Annotated in this window: 17 protein-coding genes; 9 read left to right on the top strand and 8 right to left on the bottom strand. The window is 64.3% G+C overall.

Annotated elements, in window-relative coordinates:
* Positions 1 to 188: 188 nt before the first annotated feature.
* The 3 genes from trmB to thiS all read right to left on the bottom strand — a co-directional run bounded on the left by trmB (position 189) and on the right by thiS (position 2,202).
* Positions 189 to 1,028: a tRNA (guanosine(46)-N7)-methyltransferase TrmB gene (trmB, locus tag HA399_RS00410; RefSeq protein ID WP_082388702.1), complete on the bottom strand. Its 840-nt coding sequence runs from the start codon at positions 1,026 to 1,028 to the stop codon at positions 189 to 191.
* A 60-nt stretch (positions 1,029 to 1,088) separates the two neighbouring features.
* Positions 1,089 to 1,922: a thiazole synthase gene (locus HA399_RS00405; RefSeq protein ID WP_404325660.1), complete on the bottom strand. Its 834-nt coding sequence runs from the start codon at positions 1,920 to 1,922 to the stop codon at positions 1,089 to 1,091.
* Between the two features lie 79 nt (positions 1,923 to 2,001).
* The gene (thiS, locus tag HA399_RS00400) at positions 2,002 to 2,202 is read right to left on the bottom strand and encodes a sulfur carrier protein ThiS (RefSeq protein ID WP_043336981.1); all 201 of its coding nucleotides are present in this window, start codon (positions 2,200 to 2,202) and stop codon (positions 2,002 to 2,004) included.
* A 99-nt stretch (positions 2,203 to 2,301) separates the two neighbouring features.
* Here thiS and HA399_RS00395 point away from each other — a divergent pair, with 99 nt between their 5' ends.
* Positions 2,302 to 2,721 (top strand): DUF423 domain-containing protein, encoded by a 420-nt coding sequence (locus HA399_RS00395; protein WP_043336980.1) that lies wholly within the window; start codon positions 2,302 to 2,304, stop codon positions 2,719 to 2,721.
* A 38-nt stretch (positions 2,722 to 2,759) separates the two neighbouring features.
* Here HA399_RS00395 and HA399_RS00390 read toward each other — a convergent pair whose 3' ends face one another.
* Positions 2,760 to 3,176, bottom strand: coding sequence for a PaaI family thioesterase (locus HA399_RS00390; protein WP_043336979.1), 417 nt, complete (start codon positions 3,174 to 3,176; stop codon positions 2,760 to 2,762).
* Positions 3,177 to 3,373: 197 nt separating this feature from the next.
* Positions 3,374 to 5,554: a malate synthase G gene (locus HA399_RS00385; RefSeq protein WP_404325659.1), complete on the bottom strand. Its 2,181-nt coding sequence runs from the start codon at positions 5,552 to 5,554 to the stop codon at positions 3,374 to 3,376.
* 408 nt (positions 5,555 to 5,962) lie between these two features.
* Between HA399_RS00385 and HA399_RS00380 the strand changes: the two genes are divergently transcribed.
* From HA399_RS00380 to HA399_RS00365, 4 genes are all read left to right on the top strand, one after another.
* Positions 5,963 to 6,955: an alpha/beta hydrolase gene (locus tag HA399_RS00380; RefSeq protein ID WP_404325657.1), complete on the top strand. Its 993-nt coding sequence runs from the start codon at positions 5,963 to 5,965 to the stop codon at positions 6,953 to 6,955.
* A complete protein-coding gene (locus HA399_RS00375; RefSeq protein WP_404325656.1) occupies positions 6,952 to 7,479 on the top strand; it encodes a hypothetical protein in 528 nt (175 codons plus the stop codon). Before HA399_RS00380 ends, HA399_RS00375 begins: the two co-directional genes overlap by 4 nt.
* Positions 7,480 to 7,607: 128 nt before the next feature.
* Positions 7,608 to 8,759, top strand: coding sequence for a pyridoxal phosphate-dependent aminotransferase (locus HA399_RS00370; RefSeq protein ID WP_404325655.1), 1,152 nt, complete (start codon positions 7,608 to 7,610; stop codon positions 8,757 to 8,759).
* Positions 8,760 to 8,783: 24 nt separating this feature from the next.
* Positions 8,784 to 9,869, top strand: coding sequence for a DUF4105 domain-containing protein (locus HA399_RS00365; RefSeq protein WP_404325654.1), 1,086 nt, complete (start codon positions 8,784 to 8,786; stop codon positions 9,867 to 9,869).
* Between the two features lie 42 nt (positions 9,870 to 9,911).
* Here the strand turns inward: HA399_RS00365 and HA399_RS00360 are convergent, their stop codons facing one another.
* Positions 9,912 to 11,456, bottom strand: coding sequence for a YifB family Mg chelatase-like AAA ATPase (locus HA399_RS00360; protein WP_404325652.1), 1,545 nt, complete (start codon positions 11,454 to 11,456; stop codon positions 9,912 to 9,914).
* Between the two features lie 1,172 nt (positions 11,457 to 12,628).
* On the opposite strand from HA399_RS00360, the gene HA399_RS00355 reads away from it, so the two are divergent.
* Positions 12,629 to 12,907 (top strand): hypothetical protein, encoded by a 279-nt coding sequence (locus HA399_RS00355; RefSeq protein ID WP_043331581.1) that lies wholly within the window; start codon positions 12,629 to 12,631, stop codon positions 12,905 to 12,907.
* Positions 12,908 to 13,001: 94 nt separating this feature from the next.
* On the opposite strand, the gene HA399_RS00350 is transcribed toward HA399_RS00355, so the two are convergent.
* The gene (locus HA399_RS00350) at positions 13,002 to 13,376 is read right to left on the bottom strand and encodes an accessory factor UbiK family protein (protein ID WP_192839057.1); all 375 of its coding nucleotides are present in this window, start codon (positions 13,374 to 13,376) and stop codon (positions 13,002 to 13,004) included.
* A 437-nt stretch (positions 13,377 to 13,813) separates the two neighbouring features.
* Here HA399_RS00350 and HA399_RS00345 point away from each other — a divergent pair, with 437 nt between their 5' ends.
* The 3 genes from HA399_RS00345 (at position 13,814) to glnK (ending at position 15,919) form a co-directional block, all read left to right on the top strand.
* Positions 13,814 to 14,152 (top strand): P-II family nitrogen regulator, encoded by a 339-nt coding sequence (locus tag HA399_RS00345; protein ID WP_043331582.1) that lies wholly within the window; start codon positions 13,814 to 13,816, stop codon positions 14,150 to 14,152.
* A gap of 31 nt (positions 14,153 to 14,183) precedes the next feature.
* Positions 14,184 to 15,431 (top strand): ammonium transporter, encoded by a 1,248-nt coding sequence (locus tag HA399_RS00340; protein WP_043331583.1) that lies wholly within the window; start codon positions 14,184 to 14,186, stop codon positions 15,429 to 15,431.
* 149 nt (positions 15,432 to 15,580) lie between these two features.
* Positions 15,581 to 15,919 carry a P-II family nitrogen regulator gene (gene glnK / locus HA399_RS00335; protein WP_024951507.1) on the top strand — a complete coding sequence of 113 codons (339 nt, stop codon included), beginning with the start codon at positions 15,581 to 15,583 and terminating at the stop codon, positions 15,917 to 15,919.
* A gap of 129 nt (positions 15,920 to 16,048) precedes the next feature.
* On the opposite strand, the gene HA399_RS00330 is transcribed toward glnK, so the two are convergent.
* Positions 16,049 to 16,825 (bottom strand): ferredoxin--NADP reductase, encoded by a 777-nt coding sequence (locus HA399_RS00330; RefSeq protein ID WP_043331585.1) that lies wholly within the window; start codon positions 16,823 to 16,825, stop codon positions 16,049 to 16,051.
* Between the last annotated feature and the right edge of the window lie 62 nt (positions 16,826 to 16,887).

The following is a 16,887-nucleotide window of genomic DNA, read 5'->3' as shown; positions in this document are numbered from 1 at the left end:
GTCAGCAACTCTCGGGACGAGGAAAGAAAGGGACAGCAAACACGGCAAGCGGCACAGACCGCCACGCAGGCAAATGGCCTTGGCACGCAGAACCGCGCCATGGCAATGGGCCTCACACGCAAGCGGCCACCCGAAGGCGGCCGCGATGCAGCGTCATGAAGACGCCGCCACTGCGCACGAGGCGCTGATCAGTCCTGCTTGACGAAGATCAGGTCCCACACGCCGTGGCCGAGACGCTCGCCGCGCTGTTCGAACTTGGTCAGCGGACGGAAGTCCGGACGCGGCACGTAGGGTGCGGTTTCCGCCGGAGCGGTGTTGGCAAAGCCCGGTGCTTCGGCCATCTCTTCCGCCATCGCTTCGGCGTAGTTGGCCCAGTCGGTGGCCATGTGGAAGTGGCCGCCCGGCTTGAGCACACGACGCACCAGCTCGACGAAGGCCGGCTGAACGATACGACGCTTGTGGTGCTTCTTCTTCGGCCACGGGTCCGGGAAGAACAGCTGGAAGGTGTCGGCGCAACCGGCCGGCACGCAATCCGCCAGCACTTCCAGCGCGTCGTGACGATAGACACGCAGGTTGGTCAGGCCCAGCTTGTCGACATCATCCAGCAGCTTGCCGACGCCCGGCGCGTGCACTTCGATGCCGATGAAGTCGGTGTCCGGGTTGGCCTGTGCCTGTTCACACAGTGACTTGCCCATGCCGAAGCCGACTTCGATCACCAGCGGCGCCCGACGCCCGAACAGCGCTTCGAGATCCAGCTCGCCCTGCTCGTGACGCAGGCCAAGGCGCGGGAAGACCTCTTCCAGCCCGCGGGTCTGGGCCTGGGTCATGCGGCCACCACGAATCACGTAGCTCTTGATGCCACGCTTGCGGGCGACGGCTTCATCGGCAACGGAAGGGGTCGCTGGCGCGCTTTCGGTCTGCACGCTCTCGGGCTGCGCGCTCTCGTTCTGCACACTCTCTTGCTGCGCGTCGTCAGCGGGAGCAGAAGTGGACGTGTCGTCCTGCGGCTTGGAAGTCTCGTCAGTCATGGGGTCGTCTTGGTCTTTGCATGAACGATGCGCGTGCATCGGATTCGAATGTTTCAGGGCTCAGCCGGTGATCAGGCCAGCGCCCGGTGAGGAAGCACGTGCCGTCAGGCGAGTCGGCATGCGGCCGGCCAGGAAGGCGCCACGGCCGGAAATCACGGCCTGACGCATGGCATCTGCCATCAACAGCGGCTGGCGCGCGTGGGCGATGGCACTGTTCATCAGCACGCCATCACAGCCCAGCTCCATGGCGAAGGCGGCTTCTGACGCCGTACCCAGACCAGCATCGACCAGCACCGGCACATTGGCGCGCTCGATGATCAGCGATAGGGTGTGCGGGTTGAGAATGCCGAGGCCGGAGCCGATCAGCGAGCCCAGCGGCATGATGGCGCAGCAGCCGATTTCCTCGAGCTGGCGCGCGACGATGGGGTCGTCGGAGGTATACACCATCACGTCGAAGCCATCGGCGACCAGCTCTTCAGCGGCCTTGAGCGTCTCGACGATATTGGGATACAGCGTGTCCTGATCGCCCAGCACTTCCAGCTTGACCAGGTTGTGGCCATCCAGCAGTTCACGGGCCAGCTTGCAGGTACGCACCGCATCACGCGCGTTGTAGCAGCCGGCGGTGTTGGGCAGGAAGGTATAGCGATCCGGTGACAGCACGTCGAGCAGGTTCGGCTCGTCAGCGTTCTGACCCAGGTTGGTACGGCGGACCGCAAAGGTGACCACTTCCGCGCCGGACGTCTCGATGGCGGAGCGTGTCTCGTCCATGTCCTTGTACTTGCCGGTACCGACCAGCAGGCGCGAGGAGAACTCGCGGCCGGCGACGATCAACGGGCTGTCGCAGGCGACCTGGGTGACGGGATTGTTCAATGTCGGGGCAGAACTGTCTGTCATGATGACCTCATCGAGCTGGACGTGAACGCGCTGAGCGCGAGCGAGTAGTGAAAAGTGTCAATCCTGGAAACAGGACGGATCAGCCACCACCGATGGCATGGACGATCTCGATGCGGTCACCGGCATGCAGACGGGTGTCGGCGTGCGCGCTACGTGGCACGATGTCTTCATTGCGTTCCACTGCCAGTCGGCGGCCCTGGAGACCGAGACTCTCGACCAGAGCGGCAATCGTCGTGTCGTCCGTCACCACGTGGTCTTCACCGTTGAGCTGTATCTGCATGCTGTCCTCCCGCGAAAAGAGGCCGCTATTGTAGCGGCTTTACGTGGACAGGCGTAGGCACATCGTGCCGCGCCACCTGCCCTCAAGGAATTATTGTCTATGCGTCACAACGACTCCCACTCCCGCCACTGGTGGCTGGCCATGGGACTGGCCGGCATGTCCACCGTCGCGCTGGGTGCCTTCGCCAGTCACGGCCTGCGCGGCACCCTGAGCGCGGACATGCTGCGCGTGTTCGAGACCGGCGTCCGCTATCAGATGTGGCACGTGCTGGCGGCGGTCGGGGTACTCGCCTGGCGCTCGGTGCAGCCGCTGCGCGGCCAGATGCTGACGCTGGGGCTGTGGGCTGCCGGCATCCTGATGTTCTCGGGGTCGCTGTATGCCCTGGCGACCACGGCGCGCACCCAGCTGGGCATCATCACGCCCATCGGCGGCCTGCTGCTGATCGCCGGCTGGCTGAGCCTGGCCGTCACCGGCTGGCGTCAGCGCGGCAGCGAAGAGAAGGATATCAACAAGCTGTAGCGGACTGGCCCAAGGCGTTGCCCACGACCGTCCCGGGGTCAGTCATCGCTGTCCGGCAAGGTATAGGTCGCGGTCACGATGGCGACCGGGTCGGTGTCACCGTGGCTGAAAAGCTCGATCTCGCCGACGGCCAGCCGCCGACCCAGCTTGCGGATACGCGCGGTGGCCATCAGATCGCGGTCTCCGCGCGCGCGACGCAGGAAGTGGATACTGAGATCACTGGTGACGGCCATCGGCTCCGGGCCGATCTCGCCGAGAATCGCGACATACAGGCAGACATCCGCCAGCGCCATCATCGTCGGCCCGGACACACAGCTGCCGGGACGCAGGTGCTCGTCCTCGATGGCCAGCCCCATGGTCGCCCAGCGATCGCCGACGGCCTCGATGGTACCCAGACGCTGGGGGAAGACTTCATCGAGGAAATCCTCGATGGCGGCGGCGCTCATCACGGGCATGACATTCTCCTCGACACACTGGGTCCGATCGCGCGGTTACGCGGTTTCTGGGGCAAGGCTAGCGGCAAATGCGGTCTCGGGAAACATGCGCCTGGCAAAATAGTGGCCGGGCAATTCCTGCTCGGCGACAGACAACAACGGCGACCCTGGGTCGCCGTTGTCGTGTTCAGTGTTTCCTGCCGTCAGCCGCCCTGCGATCAGCAAGCCTGCTGCTTTTTCTCGAGACGACGGCGATGCAGGACCGGCTCGGTGTAGCCGCTCGGCTGCACGCGACCCTGGAAGACCAGCTCGCAGGCGGCCTGGAAGGCGATGGAGCCCTCGAGGTCATCCGTCATCGCCTGATAGCTGGGGTCCGCGGCATTCTGGCGGTCCACCACGCCGGCCATGCGCTCCAGCGTGTCCTGCACCTGGGCGCTGTCGACGATGCCGTGATGCAGCCAGTTGGCGATGTGCTGGCTGGAGATGCGCAGCGTGGCGCGGTCTTCCATCAGGCCGACATCGTGGATGTCCGGCACCTTGGAGCAGCCGGTGCCGTGATCGATCCAGCGCACCACATAACCGAGGATCCCCTGGGCATTGTTGTCCAGCTCGGCCTGGATCTCCTCGGCACTCCACTGGGGGTCGAGCTCCAGCGGGATGGTCAGCAGGTCATCGAGGCTGGCACGCGGACGGCTGAGCAGATCATGCTGCACGTCCTTCACCGAGACCTGGTGATAGTGCAGCGCATGCAGCACGGCGGCGGTCGGTGACGGTACCCAGGCGGTGTTGGCACCGGCGCGCGGATGGCCGATCTTCTGCTCGAGCATCGCGGCCATCAGGTCGGGCATGGCCCACATGCCCTTGCCGATCTGGGCGCGACCCCGCAGGCCACATTCCAGGCCGACATCCACGTTCCATTTCTCGTAGGCCTGAATCCAGGCGGCGCCCTTCATGTCGCCCTTGCGCAGCATCGGGCCGGCTTCCATCGAGGTGTGCATCTCGTCACCGGTGCGGTCCAGGAAGCCGGTGTTGATGAAGGCCACGCGGGAACTGGCGGCCGCGATGCAGGCCTTGAGGTTGACGGTGGTGCGGCGCTCCTCATCCATGATGCCCATCTTGAGCGTGGAGTCCGGCAGCCCCAGCAGCTGCTCGACCCGCGCGAACAGCTCATCGGCGAAGGCGACCTCCTCGGGACCATGCATCTTGGGCTTGACGATGTAGACGGAGCCGGTGCGCGAGTTGCAGATGCCGCCGCGGTCCTGCTTGTCGCCCTTGAGGTCGTGCAGCGCGATCAGGCTGGTGAAGATGGCATCCATGATGCCTTCCGGCGCTTCGCTGCCGTCCTCGAGCAGGATGGCCGGGTTGGTCATCAGATGGCCGACGTTGCGAATCAGCATCAGCGAACGACCATGCAGCACGCGCGTGGTGCCATCGGCGCCGGTGTATTCGCGGTCCGCATTCAGCTTGCGCGTCATGCTGCGGCCATTCTTCTCCAGCGTCTCGGTCAGGTCGCCCTTCATCAGGCCCAGCCAGTTGCGATAGACCGTCACCTTGTCTTCGGCATCGACGGCGGCCACCGAGTCCTCGCAGTCCATGATGGTGGAGAGCGCGGCCTCCATGATCAGGTCACTGACATTGGCGGGGTCGGTCTTGCCGATGGGGTGCTCGGCATCGATCACGAGCTCGGCGTGCAGACCGTTGTGGGCGAAGATGATCGCGCTCGGCGCGCTTTCATCGCCGCGATAGCCGAGGAAGCGTTCCGGCGACTTGAGGCTGAGGTCACGTCCTCCGGCACGCACCAGCAGATGACCATCACGAATCGTGTAGCCTTCGCTGTCGTGGTGACTGCCGCCGGCCAGCGGCGCGATGGTATCCAGCACCTGGCGCGCATAGGCGACGACCTTGGCCCCGCGCGCCGGGTTGTAGTCCTTGCCACGCTCGGCGCCATCTTCCTCGCTGATCGCATCGGTACCGTAGAGCGCGTCGTAAAGTGAGCCCCAGCGCGCATTGGCGGCATTCAGGGCGTAGCGGGCATTCATCACCGGCACCACCAGCTGCGGGCCAGCCTGCTGACAGATCTCGCTATCCACGAAGGCGGTGCTGGCTTCGACCGTATTCGGCTCCGGCAGCAGATAGCCGATCCTGTGCAGAAACGCCTTGTAGGTCTCGAGGTCTACCTTGCCCGGATGCTCGCGGTGCCAGGCGTCGATCTCGCTCTGCAGCTGCTCGCGGGTCGCCAGCAGTTCGCGGTTGCGCGGTGCCAGTTCGTGCAGCAGTGAATCGACACCCGCCCAGAAGGTCTCCGGCGCGATCCCTGTGCCCGGCAGCGCTTCCTGCTCGATGAAGCGGTGCAGGCTGGCGTCGATGGCCAGGCGCTGAAGTTGAATACGGTCGGTCATGCGTTTGCTCTCCCTGAAAACGAATCGCTGGAAACCCTCAACGGCTGACAACACTGCAAGCAGTGGTGTTCAAAAGGATTTTCGCCAGACGGCACTCACTGGCGCGGCGTTTGACGCGACTGCTGACGCGCGACTGCCCGACCAGCGTGAGCCATCGAGGCGCCGGGCAGGAAGACGCTGTCACCTGCCCGGCGGGGACGAATCCCATCACCATACCCGATGGCGAGGCCGGCGAAAGGACTGCTATGACCAATGAACAAGCTCATGGAGCCCGATTACCCGCCCAGCGTTGATTCCGCGTCGCTGTTGTTGCTCGGCGACAGGCGGGGAAAACAGTGAAGAAACACTGTTCTTTGTGTAGCTCGCAGCCGCGCCAGCCGCTAGCATGGCAGCATTATGGAGATGACCATGCCCGATTTCAGTGAACTGCTCGACCACGGCCCCTTTATCCGCCTGCCTGACATGCTGCCGGGCCAGACGTCCAGTCCACTGGAGCGTTACCTGGGCCATTATGGTCTCGATGCGCTGCGCAGCGAGGACATCGCCGTGCATGCCGGCCACCTGGAGGCCGGGGGCTTTCGCCTGTGGGCCCAGCTGTGGACACCGCGCAAGCCGCGCGGCACCGTCTTCGTGGTCCACGGCTACTTCGATCACCTCGCCCTCTATCGCCATCTGCTGGCGCACCTGCTGCGCAACGGCTGGCAGGTTGCCTTGTGGGACCTGCCGGGCCATGGCCTGTCATCCGGCGAGCCCGCCTCCATCGATGACTTCGGCGACTATGTCGGCTGCCTGCAGGCCTTCCAGGATTACCTGGAAGAGCACAGCCTGGCGCCGCACCCGTGGTTCGGCATCGGCCAGAGCACCGGCGGCTCGGTGCTGGCCACCGATGCCCTGATGCGCGGCGATGAATCGCGCTGGCAGGGAATCGCCCTGCTCGCACCACTGGTGCGGCCGTGGGGCTGGTCGCAGTCACGCTGGCTGCACAGCATGGCGCGCCCCTTCATCGATTCCATTCCGCGCAAGTACCGCGCGAATACCAATGATGTGGCCTTCTACGAGTTTCTCAGCACCAATGATCCGCTGCAGGCCGATCGCCTCGCGGTGAAGTGGGTGACGGCGATGCGGGAGTGGATCCCCCGTCTGCGCGCCCTCCCCCCCTGCTCACTGCCGACCCTGATCCTGCAGGGCGAGCAGGACACCACCGTCGATTGGCAGTGGAATCTCGGCGTGTTGGCCAGCAAGTTCCCCAATGCGCGCATCTACCGCCATCCCGAGGCCCAGCACCACCTGGTCAATGAAGCCGAGCCGATTCGTCAGGAGCTGTTTGCCGAGCTGGACGCCTTCCTCGATGCCCTGTCGCAGCGCCCGTCAGACCTGCCGCAGCAGGGGCGCACGGCATGATGGCCATGCATCGCCTGCGCATGCTGGCCGCGACCCTGCTACTCTCCACGCTGGCGGGCTGCATGAGCCTGGACCAGGTGCCGCGTGCCGAACGCGACCCCATCTATGGTCTCGGCCAGAGCGCGGCGCGCCTGATCGCCGAGCAGCCCTGGACACCCCCGCTCGAGCAACAGGTATTGCTGCTCGCGCCGCCCGAGGTGGATGACACGCTGCAGGCCAACCCGGGCGCGCTGAACGAGGCGCTGACCCGCGCACTACTGGCGCTCAAGAACGGGCCTCAGGTGCTCAACTGGAGCACTGACCGCCCCGCCGTCGATAGCCGCCAGTGGCGTCTCGAGACCACTCTCGAGGCCAGTGGCGTCGCACTGACCTTGTCAGACCGCACTCTGCAGCCGTATCAGCTGCAGCTGACGCTGGTCCGCAGCGCCAGTGCCGAGCGCAATGAGACGCGCACCTTCACCCTGAGCGGCGCCTTCGACCAGGCGGCCCTCGAGTCGCTGGCGCGCAATCACCCCGCGCCCTGAGCTGTGAGCCCTGAGCCCTGAGCAGTGAGCCCTGAGCCCTGAGCCCTGAGTCTTGCGCCCAGCTGCGCCGGGACCCGCCCACCACCCCTGATTCACCCTTTACCGTTTTCTGCTTTTCCGGAGCCAACATGACCACCGCCAGTCCCCGTCGCTTTCTTGCCCACCTCTATCAGGATGGGCCGCATAACCCGTTCCCCGGCATCAAGGCGCTGGAACGCAGACTGGGACACGCGCTGCCGTATCAATATGGCTCCAACGAAGGGCTCGACATGCCGCACCATACGCTGGGCGGCGCGCTGGGCACTGCCCTGGCCGACCTGAGCCGCAGCTATGCCGACGCCGATGCCTGGCAACTGCGCCAGCAACTGGCTGAGCGTCTGGGAGTCGCCTACGAGAACCTGCTGGTCGATGCCGGTGCCGACAGCCTGCTGGCACTGGTGATGCGCGCCACCGTCTGTGCGGGCGAGCGCGTGATCACCAGCGCCGGCACCTATCCGACCCTGGCGTACTTCGCCCGCGGGCTGGGTGCCGAGGTCATCGAGGTGCCCTACAGCGAGAGCTTCGCCACGGCCGATGACGCCTCATCGTCGCGACTGGCACCGGACCTCGCGGCGCTGCTCGCCGCGGCAAGGCTGCATGATGCCCGCGTCGTCTATCTCGCCAACCCCGATAACCCCAGCGGTCACCTGCATTCTGACGCCGATGTGCGCGCCCTGCGCGACGCCCTGCCCCAGAACTGCAGCCTGCTGCTGGATGAGGCCTATCACGACTTCCGCCCGGACGCCGCCCACGCCGACCATGCGCCGATGGCACGCACCTTCCGCCTGCGCACCTTCTCCAAGGCCTATGGGCTGGCGGGCCTGCGTCTCGGCTTCATGATCGCCGAGCCTGATGATGTCGCCATGCTGACCAAGGTGCGGATTCACTTCGCGGTCAGCGCCCCGGCAATGGCGGCAGGTGAGCTGCTGCTGGCGCACCCTGAAGAGGCGGCAGCGCACGTCGCCGGCGTGATCGACTGTCGCGATCGTCTCGCCGAGCACCTGCGCTCGCTGGGCGCGGAAGTACTGCCCAGCGCGACCAACTTCCTCTGCGTGCGCCTCAAGAGCGCCGAACTGGCAGCACAGGTGCAGCAGCAATTGATGGCTCAAGGCGTGCTGATCACTCGCTCTCCGCATCCTTCGCTTGGCCACATCCTGCGCATCTCGACACTCGAAGACAGTCTGGTGCCGGGCCGTCTGGCGCGTCTCGAGCAGGCCATCGCCGAAGAGCGCCGTTCATGAGCGATTTATCGTGAGGGCCTCGCGATGACCCTGGTCAGCCTCGCGGCCCGCGCCTTGAGCAGCCTCGCCGTGGTGGGCGCGAGCCTCTGGCTGGTGCCCGCACTGTGGTTCCGCCTGCCGGGACCGGAAGGGCTGCGCACCACCGTGGCTGCTCTCTCAGCGGTGCTGGGCCTCGTGTGCGTGATTGCCCTGTGGTGGCCGCAGGCCAGCGCGATTCGCTGGCGGCTGATGGGCAGCTACCTGATGCTGCTGGTCGCAAGCCTTGCCTGGTGGGCCAGCATCACGCCACGGGCGGACCGCGACTGGGCGCCGGAGGTGGCGCATCTGGTCGAGGGGCAGGTGGTCACGCCAGCACGGGACGAGGCATCGCCGGCAAGCGCCAGGGCCGAGGCTGCCACGCAGGGTGAAGTGCTGCATCTCGAGCAGGTACGCAACTTCGTGTGGCACAGCGCCGAGGATTACACGCCGCGCTGGGAAAGCCGCGACTATCCGCTGGAGGAGCTGACCTCGGTGGACCTGCTGACCAGTCACTGGATGGGGCCGCAGATCGCCCACACGCTGGTCAGCTTCGGCTTTGCCGATGGCCGCTATCTGGCCTTCTCGGTGGAGATCCGCAAGGAGCGCACCGAGCAGTTCTCGACCCTCGGCGGCATGTTCAAGCAGTACGAACTGGCGGTGATCGCCGCCGACGAACGCGACATCATCCGCGTGCGCAGCAACATGCGCGGCGAGCAGGTACACCTCTATCGGGTGCAGATGCCGCGCGAGATGATCCGCGAGCTGTTGCTGGCCTACGTCGACGAAGCCGAGACATTGCGCACTCAGCCACGCTTCTACAACACCGCCACCAGCAACTGCACCACCCTCGTCTACGCGATGATGACGCGCCTGACCGACGGCCTGCCGCTGGACTACCGCCTGCTGCTCTCCGGCTATCTGCCGGAATATGTCGCGGACCAGGGCGCCCTGAGTGACGCTGCGCCCTTCGCGGAGCTGAAAGCCAGCAGCCTGATCAATCCCGCCGCCATCGCCGCCGACGAGCATCCGGACGGCGACTTCTCACGCCTGATTCGTGAGGGCATTCCCGGCGCGGACCAACCGTCCTTTTGAGCATCACGGCCTGATGGCCGCACAGCCATCACCCGACTTCCCTCAAGCAGTGTCACGCTGTGCGCCGGCACCCGGGCGTGCCGGGTCCCTGCCCATCATGCGGTCCAGCTGGCGATAGCCGATGGCCTCCATCAGCTGCGGCCGCTGCACGCCGTCCTGGTCGATCAGATCACTCAGTGTCAGCGCGACACGCAGCACCCGGTGATAGGCGCGCGCCGAGAGATTGAGGCGTGACAGCACACCGGCCAGCCACTGGCGCTCGCCGTCTTCCAGCTGACAGGCGGCTTCCAGCGCGTGGGTATCCAGATGGGCATTCAGGCCGCCGCGTGCCAATTGGCGCGCGCGAGCGGCCAGCACTCGTTCACGCACGCCGGCCGACGCCTCACCGGGGGTGGCGGACGTCAGCTCCTCGGCGGGCAGGCCCGGCACCTCGACCTGCAGGTCGATGCGGTCCAGCAACGGGCCGGACAGACGCGCCTGATAGCGCTGGATCTGCGCCGGGGTACAGCTGCAATTGCGGCGACTGTCACCGAGGTAGCCACAGGGGCAGGGGTTCATCGCCGCGACCAGCTGGAAGCGCGCCGGGAAACGGCGTTGATGGCTGGCGCGTGAGATCAGGATACGGCCACTCTCCAGCGGCTCGCGCATCACTTCCAGCACGCCACGGTCGAACTCCGCCAGCTCATCCAGAAACAGCACGCCATGATGCGCCAGCGACACCTCGCCCGGACGCGGCTTGGAGCCACCTCCCACCAGCGCGACCCCACTGGCCGTATGGTGCGGGGCGCGGAAAGGCCGCTGACCCCAGCGCTCCATGATCGGCAGACCACATACCGAACGCACCGCCGCGACTTCCAGCGCCTCCCCTTCGCCCAGTGGCGGCAAGATGCCGGACAGGCGACTGGCCAGCATCGTCTTGCCGGTGCCCGGCGGACCAGCGAACAGCAGGTTGTGGCCGCCGGCCGCGGCGATCTCCAATGCCCTGCGTGCCTGATGCTGGCCACGCACCTCGCTCAGGTCGGGCTCCGGCAGGCGCGCCTGGGGAATGATCGAACACACATGCGGCGTGAGGCGCTCGCGCCCCAGCAGGTGAGCCACCAGCTCCAACAGATGGCCCACCGCCAGCACTTCCAACTCCTCGGCGAGTGCCGCCTCGTCGGCATTGCCGCGCGGCACCACCAGCGTCCGCCCCGCCTTGCGACAGCAGAGTGCGGCTGGCAGCACGCCGGTCACGGCACGGATGCTGCCATCCAGCGCCAGCTCGCCAAGGCACTCCATCGCTGCCACGGCCTCTTCCGGTATCTGCCCGGAGGCAACCAGAATCCCCAGCGCGATGGGCAGGTCGAAGCGTCCGCCTTCCTTGGGGAGATCCGCTGGCGCCAGATTGAGGGTGATACGCCGCGCCGGAAACTCGAAGCCGGCATTGAGCAGCGCACTGCGCACCCGCTCGCGACTCTCCTTCACCGCCGCTTCCGGCAAGCCGACGATGGACAGCCCCGGCAAGCCGTTGGAAAGGTGTACCTCCACCTGAACTTCCGGTGCTTCGAGACCAAGTGACGCGCGCGTGCGCAACATTGCCAATGACATGAGCCTTCCCTGCGTGATGCCGCCTCTCAGTTGCACGGCGCAATCGGAGCAGGCACTGGCCTGCCATGAGCGCGAAGGCACACACCGCTGCCAACCCTCCCAGCATGGCAAACCTCATACTCCCCGGAAGGCGAGCGCCTCAACGCTCGGGCGCTCGACAATTGCCGCAAGGCTTCGCACACCCTCACGACACTGCCATGAGTCACCTGAAAATGCGTGTTCAGGTGACGATTCTCGCGTCTATAACGTAAATTTCCTTACGCCCCAGACTCCCGCAATTACTGAATACGTAACAAACAGACAGGCTGTGGATAAGATTACATAATCATTGCGTGTGGACATTTTTTGAGCGCTCAAAACTTCATCATTCAAGGCACTGATGCCATCGATGATCAAGCGAGCCAACGTCGGACCAGGACACCCACAGCCCGACCTCAACTCACAAGCACCAACCAACAGAAATTAAACTCAATAACTGCAGGCAGGGTGCTTGGACGATCGACTCAGTCGAGTGATGAAAGCCATGTCAGAGATCAGGTTGAGCCAGAGGAGCTCATGAGGCGCCTGTCAGGGAGAGATCAGCGACGGCGCATGCGCTGCGTTCGAGGAATTTTCACGAGCATCGTGTCGTTGATGCCCGGGGATTGGTGCCTGAGGACCTGGCGCTGGGTGACGGCTTATTGCTATCTGGTGATTGAGAGCACCTGGCGCCTCGCGGCTGCGGCTGCGGCTGCGGCTGCGGCTGCGGCTGCGGCTGCGGCTGCCATTTCAGCTTCACGCGCCGCGACGCGCCCGGGTGCTGACGCTGCCGGCATTGCCGACAAACGCACGCGGCGAGTTAAAAGTAGCGGTTTTGGCAGCACTTTCCACGCAAAAGCGCCTGTTTTGGCGCATTGCAGCGCCAGCAGTCGCCACATGGGCATGGCGTGGGGCCGACTCGATACCTGCCTGCACCAAGAAAGTGCTCATACAGGGGCAATAGCGTCCTCGAGAGAGCCACAAGAGTGCCGCCAGACGGGGACTGCTGTATATTTGATCGGTTGTCCCGGCCTTGCCGGGATGACCGCCAAGCTGTCTCACGGAACGCCGCCGCTGCGCGGCAGAGAATCGTCCAACCCACGGAAAGGGCCAGCCATTCAGGACGACTTCGGCTTGTTTCAGGAGCACTACCCATGCAAGACATGCTTGCCCCGCTGGCATCCCTGGCGGATGTGATCGGCATGCTAGGCACCACTCTGGTCGTCGGCGCCTTCTTCCTGCTGCAGATAGGCAGACTCGATGCCCGCAGCCTGACCTACAACCTGATGAATCTGAGCGGGGCGATCCTGCTGTTGATCAGCCTGTGCATCAATTTCAACCTCGCCAGCTTCGTGATCGAGATCTTCTGGATCATCGCCTCAGTGGTAGGTCTGGTGCGCTGGATGCTGGGCACTCGTCCCCAGACTGCCTGAGGCCTCCCCTGAGAATCAGCGGCGCCCATGACGCAAAAAACCGCCACGCCCAGAAAGGGCGTGGCGGTTTTGGTTCAGCCGTCACCTGACGGAATCAGGCGTCGCGCTGGCGCTCGATTTCCGCGGCGTGACTGGCGGCTTCACGCTTCGCTACCGCGGCTTCCCCCTCGTCATCCACTGGTGTGGCGGGCTCGGCAGCCGGTGCATTGCCCGCTACCAGCCCCTGCTTCTCCAGCAGTGCCTCGAGGGCAATGACCTGCTTTTCCAGCGACTCGACGCGGCTGCGCGTACGCGTCAGCACATCCATCATGATGTCGAAGTCTTCACGCGAGACCAGTTCCATGCGGTCGAAGGCACCGCGCATCACCCCTTGCACGGACTTCTGCAGCTCTTCCGGGCCATGCGAGGCATCCTGCAGGCGCTCACCGATCTGCTGGGCCATACGCCCGATGACGTCATTCTTGAACATGCTGCACCTCAGCCGTTGCGGGCCGGCAACCGCGTCGTGCGGACTGCCGGTCAGAAAATGATGACACCCCTGTACATGGGGCCGTCGTGTCCTGCTGCAAGGATACGCAACCCTGGAGTCGGGTGCATGCCCCGCATCGCCCTGCACCAGACAATCCTCATCGACAGGCACACACCTGCACCACATTAGAACTTGCCCCCACACCCAAAGGCGCAGAAACAGCACCATTACGGTGCATGCCAGGTGACCTTCGGATTCAGCCATCTTTGCATAGGCCGAAAGACTGTCAGCCATCCTGCGATAACCAGATGAGTTACAAGGATTTTCAGTCGCATGGCACATCTCGTGCGATGCACTTGTCAGGAACAGGCCGCCAGCTCATCTGACTGGCCATGCTTAACAAGAATGATCATTCCGGTAGCGAACGGGGGCAGCACATGAAACTGATCACCGCCATCATCAAACCCTTCAAGTTGGACGACGTGCGAGAAGCACTGGCCGACAACGGCGTGCAGGGGATTACCGTCACCGAAGTGAAGGGCTTCGGACGTCAGAAGGGGCACACCGAGCTGTATCGCGGTGCCGAGTATGTCGTCGACTTCCTTCCCAAGGTCAAGATTGAAGTGGCTGTCGATGACAGCAGTGTGGAATCGGTACTGGACGCCATCACCCAGGCGGCCAACAGCGGCAAGATCGGCGACGGCAAGCTGTTCGTCACTCCGCTGGACGATGTCATCCGTATCCGCACCGGTGAACGCGGCGCCGACGCTGTCTGAGCCCCGCGCACAATAACAAGGAGAACCCCGCATGAACGAGATCATCGAGGTCAAGTACGCACTTGATACCTTCTACTTCCTGGTCTGTGGCGCCCTGGTGCTATGGATGGCAGCCGGCTTTGCCATGCTCGAGGCCGGTCTGGTCCGCGCCAAGAACACCACCGAGATCCTGACCAAGAACGTGGCGCTGTTCGCCATCGCCTGCACCATGTACATGGTCGTCGGTTACCACATCATGTACTCGAGCGCCGAAGGCGGCTTCCTGCCGAGCCTGGGCTTCCTGATCGGTGCCGAGAATACCGCTGAGGAAGCGCTCGCTTCCGGTGGCGACATCTACTACAGCGCACGTTCCGACTTCTTCTTCCAGGTCGTGTTCGTGGCTACCGCCATGTCCATCGTCTCCGGTGCGGTCGCCGAGCGCATGAAACTGTGGGCCTTTCTGGCCTTCGCCGTGGTCATGACCGGCGTCATCTATCCGGTGCAGGGTTACTGGACCTGGGGTGGCGGCTTCCTGAGCGCAGCGGGCTTCAGCGACTTCGCCGGTTCCGGCATCGTGCACATGGCCGGCGCTTCCGCCGCACTGGCAGGCGTGCTGCTGCTGGGCGCTCGCAAGGGCAAGTACGGCAAGAATGGTGAGATCAATGCCATCCCGGGCGCCAACCTGCCGCTGGCCACGCTGGGTACCTTCATCCTGTGGCTGGGATGGTTGGGCTTCAACGGCGGCTCCGAGCTGGTGCTGTCCAACATCGATGAGGCCAACGCGGTCGCTCAGGTCTTCGTCAACACCAATGCCGCCGCCTGTGGTGGTGTCATCGCCGCGCTGATCCTCGCCCGTCTGTGGTTCCGCAAGGCTGATCTGACCATGGCCCTCAACGGCGCGCTGGCTGGCCTGGTCGCCATCACTGCAGGTCCGCTGGCACCGAGCGTCGGCGCTGCCACCCTGATCGGCGCCGTCGGCGGTCTGCTGGTCGTGTTCTCCATCGTCGGTCTCGACAAGCTGAAGATCGATGATCCGGTCGGCGCCATCTCCGTGCACGGTGTGGTTGGTCTCTGGGGTCTGCTGGCCGTGCCGCTGACCAATGACGATGCCACCTTCTCCGCACAGCTGCTGGGCGCCGCCTCCATCTTCGCCTGGGTGTTCATCGCAAGCTTCGTGGTGTGGCTGATCATCAAGGCCATCATGGGGATTCGCGTCAGCGAGGAAGAAGAGTATGAAGGTGTGGATCTGGCCGAATGTGGTATGGAGGCCTATCCGGAATTCACCTCCAGCCGCAAGTAAGCCTGGACGCGACAGCACCTGCAGCATCAAGACTCCCGCCACCTGGCGGGAGTCTTTTTTCCTGACTGGATAAGCGGTGTATGCTTGAGTCAGAGACCGGCGTGACGAGCAGGCCTCGTTACCCGCACCATCACCCAAGGAGAGACACGATGAAACTGGTCACTGCCATCATCAAGCCATTCAAGCTCGACGACGTGCGCGAATCCCTGTCGGAGATTGGCGTGCAGGGTATCACCGTGACCGAGGTCAAGGGATTCGGCCGCCAGAAGGGCCACACCGAGCTGTATCGGGGTGCCGAGTACGTGGTCGACTTCCTTCCCAAGGTGAAGTTGGAAGTCGCGGTGGATGACGCCATGATCGATTCCGTGATCGAGGCGATCACCAATGTCGCCAACACCGGCAAGATCGGCGACGGCAAGATCTTCGTCTCGCCGCTGGAGCAGGTCATTCGCATCCGTACCGGCGAGACCGGCAAGGACGCCGTCTGAGCCTCTGGCGCAAGCCCCTGGCACTGACGTGCTGCCCCGACGGGTGACATGAGCACAAAAAAACCGCAGGCCATCGGCCTGCGGTTTTTTTCGTTTCAGCACTTGTCGCTCATGCGTGATGCTCGCGGATCACTTCTCGACAAAGGCACGCTCGATCACGTAGTCACCCGGCACGCCCATCTTCGGCGAGATGGCGAAGCCGCGCGCATCCAGCATGGCACTGATGTCGTCGAGCATCGCCGGGCTGCCGCAGATCATGGCGCGATCACGCTTCGGGTCCAGCGGCGGCAGGCCGATGTCCTCGAACAGCTTGCCGTTCTCGACTAGGTCCGTGATGCGGCCCTGGTTGCGGAACTCCTCGCGCGTCACGGTCGGGTAGTAGATCAGCTTCTCGGCGATCTCTTCGCCCAGATACTCGTGCTTGGGCAGCTCTTCCGCGATCATGTCGGCATAGGCCAGCTCGGAGACATGGCGCACGCCGTGCATCAGGATGATCTTGTCATAGCGCTCATAGGTTTCCGGATCCTGGATGACGCTCAGGAAGGGTGCCAGACCGGTGCCGGTGGAGAACAGGTAAAGGTTCTCGCCCGGCAGCAGGTCGTCCAGTACCAGCGTGCCTGTCGGCTTGCGAGAGACCATGATCTGGTCGCCCGGCTGCAGGTGCTGCAGGCGTGAGGTCAGCGGGCCATCCTGCACCTTGATGGAGAAGAACTCGAGGTGCTCCTCGTAGTTCGGGCTGGCGATCGAGTAGGCACGCATCAGCGGCTTGCCTTCGACTTCCAGGCCGATCATCACGAACTGGCCGTTCTTGAAGCGCAGGCTGTCTTCACGCTGAGTGCGGAAGCTGAACAGCGAATCGTTCCAGTGATGGACGTCGATGACTTCGGTTGTGGTCAGACTGCTCACCTGATGGCCTCCCGGGGCGTGGCCCCTCGAATTCGATATTCTCTATTGGCATAAACAAATAA

The organism is Cobetia sp. UIB-001 (assembly GCF_044789135.1).
Taxonomy (GTDB): domain Bacteria; phylum Pseudomonadota; class Gammaproteobacteria; order Pseudomonadales; family Halomonadaceae; genus Cobetia; species Cobetia amphilecti.
The sequence above is the reverse complement of the archived record's forward strand: the minus strand, read 5'-3'. Positions and strand labels throughout refer to the sequence as shown.

Bases quoted from the DNA above. Each gene is read 5' to 3' on its own strand.
- HA399_RS00360 (WP_404325652.1), bottom strand. From the start codon at position 11,456: ATGTCATTGGCAATGTTGCGCACGCGCGCGTCACTTGGTCTCGAAGCA.
- HA399_RS00340 (WP_043331583.1), top strand. From the start codon at position 14,184: ATGAACGAGATCATCGAGGTCAAGTACGCACTTGATACCTTCTACTTC.
- trmB (WP_082388702.1), bottom strand. From the start codon at position 1,028: ATGACTGACGAGACTTCCAAGCCGCAGGACGACACGTCCACTTCTGCT.
- HA399_RS00385 (WP_404325659.1), bottom strand. From the start codon at position 5,554: ATGACCGACCGTATTCAACTTCAGCGCCTGGCCATCGACGCCAGCCTG.
- HA399_RS00355 (WP_043331581.1), top strand. From the start codon at position 12,629: ATGCAAGACATGCTTGCCCCGCTGGCATCCCTGGCGGATGTGATCGGC.
- HA399_RS00370 (WP_404325655.1), top strand. From the start codon at position 7,608: ATGACCACCGCCAGTCCCCGTCGCTTTCTTGCCCACCTCTATCAGGAT.
- HA399_RS00405 (WP_404325660.1), bottom strand. From the start codon at position 1,922: ATGACAGACAGTTCTGCCCCGACATTGAACAATCCCGTCACCCAGGTC.
- HA399_RS00395 (WP_043336980.1), top strand. From the start codon at position 2,302: ATGCGTCACAACGACTCCCACTCCCGCCACTGGTGGCTGGCCATGGGA.
- HA399_RS00345 (WP_043331582.1), top strand. From the start codon at position 13,814: ATGAAACTGATCACCGCCATCATCAAACCCTTCAAGTTGGACGACGTG.
- HA399_RS00375 (WP_404325656.1), top strand. From the start codon at position 6,952: ATGATGGCCATGCATCGCCTGCGCATGCTGGCCGCGACCCTGCTACTC.
- HA399_RS00390 (WP_043336979.1), bottom strand. From the start codon at position 3,176: ATGCCCGTGATGAGCGCCGCCGCCATCGAGGATTTCCTCGATGAAGTC.
- HA399_RS00350 (WP_192839057.1), bottom strand. From the start codon at position 13,376: ATGTTCAAGAATGACGTCATCGGGCGTATGGCCCAGCAGATCGGTGAG.
- thiS (WP_043336981.1), bottom strand. From the start codon at position 2,202: ATGCAGATACAGCTCAACGGTGAAGACCACGTGGTGACGGACGACACG.
- HA399_RS00365 (WP_404325654.1), top strand. From the start codon at position 8,784: ATGACCCTGGTCAGCCTCGCGGCCCGCGCCTTGAGCAGCCTCGCCGTG.
- glnK (WP_024951507.1), top strand. From the start codon at position 15,581: ATGAAACTGGTCACTGCCATCATCAAGCCATTCAAGCTCGACGACGTG.
- HA399_RS00380 (WP_404325657.1), top strand. From the start codon at position 5,963: ATGCCCGATTTCAGTGAACTGCTCGACCACGGCCCCTTTATCCGCCTG.